The sequence below is a fragment of the Protofrankia sp. Cas8 genome (genome assembly GCF_963555845.1).
Lineage (GTDB): Bacteria > Actinomycetota > Actinomycetes > Frankiales > Frankiaceae > Protofrankia.
This window is the reverse complement of the sequence record NZ_CAUVXI010000012.1, coordinates 43,220-52,006: the sequence shown is the minus strand read 5'-3', so window position 1 is coordinate 52,006 and position 8,787 is coordinate 43,220. Positions and strand designations below refer to the sequence as shown.

The window sequence follows — 8,787 nt, the reverse complement described above, 5'->3', positions numbered from 1 at the left end:
GTCGGGTAACAATGCAGTAATCGGCTCGGTGCATACCGCAGCGGGATGAAGCCGTACAAATTTGTGGACTGCCTCGACGTCCAGCCGAGAGCGCAACGGTCGCCACGGGGTATCGGGCGCTGACAGCATGGGCTGTGGCACTTGTTGATGGCTGGTCAGCGGCTCGTCCTGGAGCGTTAGCAGGACGCGGTGGCGGAGCTACGCGGACTGGCCGCTATCCGAGGAAGACGCCATGCTCGCTGGAGCGATGCGTGTACTTGATGGCGGACGGGCCTTGTCCCTCGGCGATCGTTGCTGTCTGGCCTTGGCGGTGCGCAGCACCCCGGCCGAAGTCCTCACCGCCGACCACCGTGCATGGGCCGACCTCGATCTCCCCGTCCACGTCCGGCTGATCCGATAGACGGCAAGGCCGCAGGCCAGCGCAGGGGAGAAGCGTCCTGCCTACGCGGTACGCACCTACCGCTCTTACGGCCCAGTGTCACCTCGGCCTTCCGATCCAGCTCGCCGGCGTCGCCCACCACCGTGAGCGGATCGCCGCCGTCCTCGGTTGGTAGCCACCGGTCACTGGTGCAAACCGGGCAGGTAGCCGGCCCTGCACGAGTGGATGGTTGACATACGTTTTCCACCCGAAAACCGGCGTCTCCTGACGTCGTCCTTCCACTCGTCGCACCGCATGGAGTGGGGATCAAGGAATGCGGATCAAGGAGCGGGGCTGGAGTGCGCGTAGATCGCGAGGTGCGTGCTTCGGCCCCGCGACGCCGCGCCCCCTATTGTCGGTCGCTCTAAGTCACGAATTCTTGTCAATGACGACTGTCGCTGTGTTGGGACTGTCGGTTCGTCCACACGGGTGTTATGAGGACGACGAGCCCGGCGGCGACACCGACCTGCAGGATGTGACGTATCCAGTCGACGCCACCGGTGTGGGCGACGCCGATCGCCCCAGCGATGATGTTGCCGATCAGCGCGCCGATGATCCCGATGATTATCGTGAGCCACAAAGGGATCTTTTGCTGGCCCCGGACGACGAGGCGGGCCAGCAGGCCGATGACGAGACCGGTGAGCACGATCCAGATCAGTTGAAACACGGTGACCTTCCCCGGGCGAGACCGATACCGCTGTCGGTGATGGTCTTTCCGGGTACCGACCCCCACAAACGCCGCCGCTCCTGGCAGCGATCAGACAGGCAGTGAGTAGGCGGTGAGTCAGAGTGCGAGGAGTGCACCGATATCGATCATGATGGGGTAGGGGAGCGGAACCGACATCGGAGCGTCGGACCGGCTGCTCTACCGCCTCTGTCCTCTACCGCCCCTGTCCGCCGTCGGTGCCTCCAGTGTGACAGGTTCGTGCAGGCTACCGGGGCCGGTCGTGTTGCGCGGTAGACATGCGGTATGGGGAACAGCGGGTGGGGATCAGGCCGGTACAGCGACGTGGGGGAGTTGCTCGCCGGCGATCGGGCGCATGTGTGGCATCCGTACGCGTCGGTGACCGACCCGCTGCCGGTGTTCCCGGTGGCCTCGGCGGCCGGGGTGCGGCTGCGGCTGGCCGACGGCCGGGAGCTGATCGACGGGATGTCGTCGTGGTGGGCCGCGATTCACGGATACGCCCACCCTGTCCTCGACCAGGCCATCCGTGCCCAGCTCGACGACATGGCGCATGTGATGTTCGGGGGACTCACCCACGCCCCCGCGGTGACGCTCGCGCAGACTCTGGTTGCGATCACCCCGGCACCGCTGGCAAAGGTGTTCTTCAGCGACTCCGGGTCGGTCGCCGTCGAGGTGGCGATCAAGATGGCGTTGCAGTACGCGCGGGGGACCGGACGGCCCGGGCGGACGAGACTGCTCACCGTCCGCCGTGGGTACCACGGTGATACATCCGGCGCCATGGCCGTATGCGACCCCGACACCGGCATGCATCACCTGTTCACCGGCCTGCTCCCGCGTCACCTGTTCGCGCCGGCACCGCGACCGCGTTTCGACGAACCCTGCGCCGAGCACGATGTCGCCGACATCGCCCGGTTGCTCGACCAGCACCAGCACGAGATCGCCGCTGTGATCGTCGAGCCGGTCGTTCAGGGAGCCGGGGCGATGCGCTTCTACGCGCCCGGCTGGCTCACTCGCCTGCGTGAGCTGTGCGACGCCCACGGCGTCCTGCTGATTGCGGACGAGATCGCCACCGGTTTCGGTCGGTCGGGGGAGCTGTTCGGCTGCGACCACGCCGGGATCAGCCCAGACATCATGTGTGTGGGAAAGGCCATGACCGGCGGCTACCTGTCGATGGCCGCGACCGTGTGCACGGATGAGGTGGCACGTGGGGTGTGCGCGTCCGAGGCGGGCGCGTTCATGCACGGGCCGACGTTCATGGGTAACCCGTTGGCCGCGGCTGTCGCGAACGCCAGTATCGACCTGCTGTCGGCGAGCCCGTGGCGACAGCGTGTTCGTGATCTTCAAGTTTGGTTGGAACAGGGGCTGGCGCCCGCTCGCGAGCTTGCCGGTGTCGCCGACGTCCGGACGCTCGGCGCGATCGGGGTGATCGAGACCCGCGAACCCGTGGATCTGCGGGTGATCCAGCCGTTGCTGGTGGAGCTGGGGGTCTGGGTCCGCCCCTTCGGCCGGCTCGTCTACGCGATGCCGCCGTACGTCATGACGTGTCCCGACGTGGCCGCTCTGACCGCGGCGATGGTCGAGGCGGTCGCTCGCACAACCGGTTGATCGACTCGCTCGTCCACGCGCTGACCTGCGCGAACAGGTTGTCGGGGGGATGGGGGCGTGGTGCGGATCGGTTCGCCCCTACACATCGCCCGACGGCCTGCATGTCGGGACATCATCGAAAGTGGTTGCGGTTGCGGGTCGATCCTTCGTACTCTTTGTTTCCAAGGGCGCACTGTGAGTAATAGACCGGGACGGGTCGAACCGGGACGGAGCGATCGAGGAAGGTCAACCCCAGATGATGTCACGCATTGCGTTACCTCCGCACGTGAGAATGACGCACTCTGCCGGAACAGCTGACCCTCTTGGAACGGTTGATTCGGCTAAAACGGTTGAAACCGTTGAAACGATCGAAGTCGTTGGAACGATCGAAGTCGTTGGAACAGTAGGAACGGTCGGAACAGTAGGAACGGAATCCGTCGATCGGCGCGACGGCCGCCTGCCGTCCCATTCCGGATGGGCCGGGAGTCGGGCGTTGCGAGGTGTGCGGGAATGGCTGGCCGGCCATACGGCGGACTTCGAGATCCGATCTCTTCCCCCGCTGCTGGTCCGTTACGTCATCAGTGTTGATCTTCTGTGTTTGGCGGTCGCGCTGGTGGGCCTCGTCGAGTTTCCCCTCCGATTCGCGGATCTGCTCGCGTTCGGGGCCTTCATCCTCCTCGGCCGGCTGGCCATCGAGACGTCGCGACATCTCGGTGCGCCGGGTCACCGGGAAGAGGAGCCGTACCGGGATCTGCTGTCGACCTGGACGCTGCCCGTCGTGCTTCTCCTCCCACCGGTGTACGCGGCCGTCCTGCACCTTCCGCTCTACTGCCTCTTCCGGGCCGGGATCGGCCCGCAGCCACGGTACAAACAGCTTTTCAACGCGGCGGCTCTAGGCGTGTCCGGTTTCTGTGCATCCATCGTGCACCTCGCACTTGCTCCAACGCAGGGACCATACCGAATTGAAACGCTGGTCGGTTCCGCCGGGCGCATCGGCGCGTTGTTTCTTGCTGTCGTCACCTACACGGTGATCAACAGAGTTCTTCTGCACGGCACGCTGCGGCGCAGGCATCCCGTTCCGGCACATTCCAATACCGTACGTTCCAATACCGTACGTTCTAATACGGTAGGTTCTAATACGGTAGGTTCCAGTATGGTGCGTTCGATTCCGGTAGGTCGCCCGTTCGGGGGCGGTGGCCGCGAGATGCTCACGGTCGCCGCCACCGAGATGTGTTCCGCGATTGTCATCGCGGTGCTGTGGACCGCGCATCCGCTGCTCATGCTCGCGGCCACCCCGCCGGCACTCCTGCTCCAGCGCGGTCTGCTGCACGCGGAACTGCTCGCGGCCGCGCGTACCGACGCCAAGACCAGGCTGGCCAGCCCGGCGTACTGGCGTGAGGTAGCCGAACGTGAGGCTGCCCGGGTCCGGCGGGCGGGCCGGCCGATGTCCGTACTCATTGTGGACATCGACCATTTCAAGAAGGTCAATGATCAGTTCGGCCATCTGACCGGCGACGTCGTTCTCGCGTCGGTCGCCGACGCCCTGCGGGCGGCCACGCGCCCTCGTGATCTGGTCGGCCGCTTCGGCGGTGAGGAGTTTGTCGTCCTGCTCTGCGAGGTCGACCTGGACAACGCCGCCCATGCCGCGGAACGGATCCGACGCCAGGTGGCTGGAATGCGCTGCCGCGTCGATGGCCGGTCCGCGGGCGCGGTCATCGTGTCGGTGACCGTCTCGGTCGGTGTGGCCACGGCCAGCGGCACGGAGGTGGACCTACCCGTCCTGCTGGAGACCGCCGACGCGGCGCTCTACCGGGCCAAGGCCGACGGACGGAACCGCGTTCGTCTCGCGGCGCAGGTACCGGCCGCCCGTACCGCCTGAACGCGCTACAGGCGGTACGGGCGCCACGGGGTCGGTGGCGGGTGGCCAGTGAGGCGGGTGGCCGGTGAGGCGGTGTCGAACTACCGGGTGGCCGCGCTCGTGGTGTTCGCCAGCAGCAACATCGTCGTCACCGGTCCCACGCCACCCGGGACGGGGGTGAGCGCTCCCGCCACCGATGCCACCGCATCGGCATCCACATCGCCGACCAGGCCCGATTCGGTGACGTTCGTGCCAACGTCGATCACAGTGGCGCCAGGCCGGATGAACCCCTTGCCGATCATTTTGGGTCTGCCTACCGCGGCGACCACGACGTCCGCCTCATGTGTGATCGAGACCAGGTCGGTTGTGTGGGAGTGGCAGACCGTCACGGTTGCGTCCTCGGCCAGCAGCAGCAGGGCCGCGGGCTTGCCGACCACCGGGCTGCGTCCGATTACCACCACCCGGGTGCCCTCCAGCTTGATGTCGCCCCGGTGCAGGATCTCCAGGACCGCGGCGGCGGTGGCCGGGGCGAAGCCCGGCAGGCCGAGGGCCAGGCGGCCCAGGCTCAGCGGGTTCATCCCGTCCACGTCCTTGTGCGGTGGGATGTGGGTTCCGATCTCACTGGCGGACAGCCCGGACGGTAGGGGAGTCTGCACGATCAGACCGTGCACCTCGTCGTCGGCAGCGAGCCGGTCGACCGTAGCCAGGAGCTCCGCGCGGTCACCGGAGAGCTCGTGGATCATGCAGCGCACACCCACCTTGGCGGCGCCGCGCTCGATGACCTTCACGTAGGACCGGGCGGCCGCGTCGGTTGTCGGCAATACCACCGCCAACGTCGGCACGACCCCTTTCTGGCGCAGCCGTTCGGTGTTCTCGACCACGCCCCGGCCGACTTCGGCGGCCATGGACCGCCCATCGAGCAATCTCATGATCCGATCCGCTCCCCGACGATATGCACGATTGCGTCCGCTGCAGACACAGACGTCAGATGGTCTGCGAGGACGGCGGCGGCACGGTCCCGGTTCACCGCGTCCGTCATCGCCGCGGTGTTCACCCGCACATTGATCGCGGCGCTGGCCAACGCGGCGCGTGCACACGCGGCAGCCACCCCCACGTCGCTGAGGACGTTGACGTTTGCGCCGTCGACAATCGCCGCGCACAGCCCCACCACGTCCGCCGCCACCGCCGCCGTCCGCAGCGGTACCTCGGCCGCTCCGACCAGCGCGGCCTGGATCGCCCGACTGCGTTCGGCACGTTCGCCGTCGGTGTCTTTCGGCAGTTTGTAGGCGTCGCTGACGGCCGCGAACGCCCGGGCGTCGGCGTCGGCGAGCGCCAGCGCCTCGACCCGGGCCTTGTCTGCGTCGGTCCGAGCCGCGAGCATCGTCGCCTCGTGCGCGGCGTAACGGGGCTTTCCGATCGTCAGATTGCAGACCATGCTCACCAGCGCCGCGCCCAGAGCGGCCTGTAGAGCAGCGGCTGCTCCGCCACCCGGCGCCGGCGCGGGTGAAGCCAGGTCGGCGAGGAATCCCGCGAGTGTCTCGTCGTCCATAGCACCCTCTTTGCCTTTTACCTGTCGATGATTCCCAAGGTTGCCCATACCCACGAGGTTGCCCATACCCACGCGGACGCCGTCCGGGTCGGGATGGACGACGGCCGGTCTGTACGGCCGACCGGACTGCACCGTAGCAAGCCGACGGGACGCCGGTGGCGACGAAACAGCGATGATCGGTATTCAGTGTCGGGTCAATCGGGATGTCGATGCGACCGGGATGTGGATGGGAGGGTGGATGGGAGGCGCGGATCGTCAGGCGGCCGCATGGGAGTGTCCCGTGGTCGGCCCGGCCCGACGCTCCCGCCGGCTCAGGTCGGCAGGTCTGGCCGGAAGGTCCGAGACGATCTCGATGCTGGTCGGCCGTTTGAATTTGGCGAGGCCTTCCTCGCAGCGTTCCGCCAGGTCATAGCGCAACGTGGCGTCCGGGATGTCCACCGGTACGACGAGCGCGACGGGCACCTCGCCGAGAACGGCGTCCGGCCGGCTCACGACCGCGGCGTGGCGCACCCGTGGGTCGGCGAGCAGGATCGCCTCGACCTCGCGAGGATACACCTTCTCACCACCACGGTTGATCACGTCGTCGGTGCGGCCGGACAGGAAGAGATAGCCGTCCGAGTCGAGAAAACCGATGTCGCCGGTGTCGAGCCAACCGTCGTGGGTGAATCTGTCGCGGCCGGTCGGACCCGCATAGGCGCGAATCACCCCTGGCCCGCGGACCTGCACCGTGCCGACCATGTCGGGCGGGCACACCGTGCCGTTGTCATCGACGACGCGGACCTCGCTGTCGACCGGCACGCCCACCGAACCCGGCTTGCGGGTCCCATGCGGCGGATTGGCCGTGATCAGGCTTCCGGCCTCGGTCATGCCATATGTTTCCAGTACGGGAATACCGGTTGCGGCCTCGAATGCCCGTAACACCTCGACGGGCAGGGGAGCCGCGGCGGACCGCACGAACCGGACGCGGCAGTCATGGGCTCGGGCCACCTGTGGATCTCTGGCCAGTAGCGCCAGGATCGCCGGAACGGCGTTGATCCAGGTCACCCGCTGCCTGTTGATCATCCCCCAGAAGCCGCGGCGGCGGAACCGGCGGTCGAGAACGAGGGTCGCGCCGCTGCACAAGGTGGCAAGCAGCCCCACCACCTGTGTGTTGACGTGTACCAGCGGCAGGGGGTTGTAGCCGATGTCGGTGTGGCCCAGTTGGTGGTGGCGGGCGACGGTCGCGGCGACGTGCGAGAGCTGATCGATGTCGAGAAAGACCTGAGTGGCGGGTCCGGCTGTTCCCGAACCCGCCAGCAGGACTCCGCCCCGCATCCCCTGACATTGATCAAAATTGGTGGCGGCCGGTCGGTCGACGTCCTCGAGCCGGTTACCCGCCAGGCGCGGGTTGAGCTGCCGCACCCCGGCCGGAATCGGTAGTGACCGATCGGTCACCACCAGGTCGGGTCGCGCACGTCGAAGGGCACGCTCCAGTTCCGCGGGCGGCGAGTCCGGATCCAGCGGTACAGCGTGCCGCCCGCTGGCAATTGTCGCCAGGAAGACGACCGCGAAGTCGAGCGGGTCGGACACGCCGATCGCGATCCGGCGTCCGGCCGGTGGGCCACACGCGTCCAGATCGGCCCACCAACCACGGACCAGAGCCAACATCTCGCTGTATGTAATAGAACGGTTGCCGTGTGCCTCCCTGAGGTATGTCTGGCGCGGTTGTTCGCGAGCGCGTGCGTCCAACCAGTTGATCACCGATGTCACGTTCACCGCCGTTGTCACGTTCACCGCCGTTGTCAACGTTCAGTGTTCAGTAAATGAGCTCGCCCCGGTATCGAGGACTCCTCGTTCCCGCGGTCCGCGATTAGCGTGCCGCTCGTAGGACCTGTCCGGATCGGGCGTCCCAGATCGCTATATCAATTATGGTGCGCCTGATAAACCAGCGTGTCGGGTGTCGCGAGTCACACGGGTGAACTCCCGCCCGCGCGGGGCGATTTATCTCACACATCCGACAGCGCCCTAACATGAGCTTAAGGCGTTTCAACCCGTTTGGACGGCGCTTGTCCGGCGCAGGACCATCGGCCCGATTTCCCCGCGGTGTCCGGAGGTTTTTTCACCGGATCAGCCGTTGGCCGACTCTGCGGAACCGCGGGGGGCTCGCGTGCATTCTACTTGACATAATGTCGATTATCGGCGCTTTGGACACCCGGCGGGGGAGGGCCGAGCAGGCACCCGGGTCGCGGCGGCGCGTGCTCGGCCCCGCCACGACCCGTCAGCGTTGCGGTCTCAGGTCGCCACGTCGAGATCAAGCGCGAGGGAGTTCATGCAGTACCGCTGACGGGTCGGTTCCGGACCGTCGTCGAACACATGTCCGAGATGTGATCCACACCGTCGGCACCGTACCTCGGTCCGGATCATGCCGTGTGACCTGTCCTCCACCAGCTCCACCGCCTCGGCCACGGCCGGCTGGAAGAAACTCGGCCAACCCGAACCGGACTCGTACTTCGTGGACGAGTCGAACAAGGCGTTGCCGCAGGCGCCGCAACGGTAGATTCCCGTTTCCTTGCTGTAGGTGTATGCGCCGGTGAAGGGTGGTTCGGTCGCCGCGTCACGCAGCACGGCGTACCGCTCCGGCGAAAGCTCCCGGCGCCACTCCTCGTCGGTCTTCACGACCTGCTCCGCTGTCACGGTGCCCTCCCTGTCATCGG

General features: G+C 66.8%; 7 protein-coding genes. 2 read left to right on the top strand and 5 right to left on the bottom strand.

All coding sequences use genetic code 11. The features are described from left to right. Nucleotides 1-800 precede the first annotated feature (800 nt). Nucleotides 801-1,085, bottom strand: a complete 285-nt coding sequence (locus tag U9977_RS04065) for a GlsB/YeaQ/YmgE family stress response membrane protein (protein ID WP_322747801.1) — start codon at nt 1,083-1,085, stop codon at nt 801-803. Between the two features lie 303 nt (nt 1,086-1,388). Here U9977_RS04065 and bioA point away from each other — a divergent pair, with 303 nt between their 5' ends. Both bioA and U9977_RS04055 read left to right on the top strand, forming a co-directional pair. Then, complete coding sequence (gene bioA, locus U9977_RS04060; RefSeq protein ID WP_322747800.1) at nt 1,389-2,708, top strand: adenosylmethionine--8-amino-7-oxononanoate transaminase; 1,320 nt, start codon at nt 1,389-1,391, stop codon at nt 2,706-2,708. Between the two features lie 481 nt (nt 2,709-3,189). Further along, nucleotides 3,190-4,566, top strand: coding sequence for a GGDEF domain-containing protein (locus tag U9977_RS04055; protein WP_322747806.1), 1,377 nt, complete (start codon nt 3,190-3,192; stop codon nt 4,564-4,566). 80 nt (nt 4,567-4,646) lie between these two features. Here U9977_RS04055 and U9977_RS04050 read toward each other — a convergent pair whose 3' ends face one another. From U9977_RS04050 to msrB, 4 genes are all read right to left on the bottom strand, one after another. Beyond that, nucleotides 4,647-5,474, bottom strand: a complete 828-nt coding sequence (locus U9977_RS04050) for a bifunctional 5,10-methylenetetrahydrofolate dehydrogenase/5,10-methenyltetrahydrofolate cyclohydrolase (RefSeq protein ID WP_322747799.1) — start codon at nt 5,472-5,474, stop codon at nt 4,647-4,649. Further along, nucleotides 5,471-6,094 (bottom strand): cyclodeaminase/cyclohydrolase family protein, encoded by a 624-nt coding sequence (locus U9977_RS04045; protein ID WP_322747798.1) that lies wholly within the window; start codon nt 6,092-6,094, stop codon nt 5,471-5,473. The genes U9977_RS04050 and U9977_RS04045 overlap by 4 nt, the downstream gene beginning before the upstream one ends. A 255-nt stretch (nt 6,095-6,349) precedes the next feature. Next, nucleotides 6,350-7,849 carry a class I adenylate-forming enzyme family protein gene (locus U9977_RS04040; protein ID WP_322747797.1) on the bottom strand — a complete coding sequence of 500 codons (1,500 nt, stop codon included), beginning with the start codon at nt 7,847-7,849 and terminating at the stop codon, nt 6,350-6,352. Between the two features lie 516 nt (nt 7,850-8,365). Continuing rightward, a complete protein-coding gene (gene msrB, locus U9977_RS04035) occupies nt 8,366-8,767 on the bottom strand; it encodes a peptide-methionine (R)-S-oxide reductase MsrB (RefSeq protein WP_322747796.1) in 402 nt (133 codons plus the stop codon). Between the last annotated feature and the right edge of the window lie 20 nt (nt 8,768-8,787).

What these genes read in the sequence shown, in the direction of transcription:
- bioA (WP_322747800.1), top strand. Translation starts at nt 1,389, where the DNA reads ATGGGGAACAGCGGGTGGGGATCAGGCCGGTACAGCGACGTGGGGGAG.
- U9977_RS04050 (WP_322747799.1), bottom strand. Translation starts at nt 5,474, where the DNA reads ATGAGATTGCTCGATGGGCGGTCCATGGCCGCCGAAGTCGGCCGGGGC.
- U9977_RS04045 (WP_322747798.1), bottom strand. Translation starts at nt 6,094, where the DNA reads ATGGACGACGAGACACTCGCGGGATTCCTCGCCGACCTGGCTTCACCC.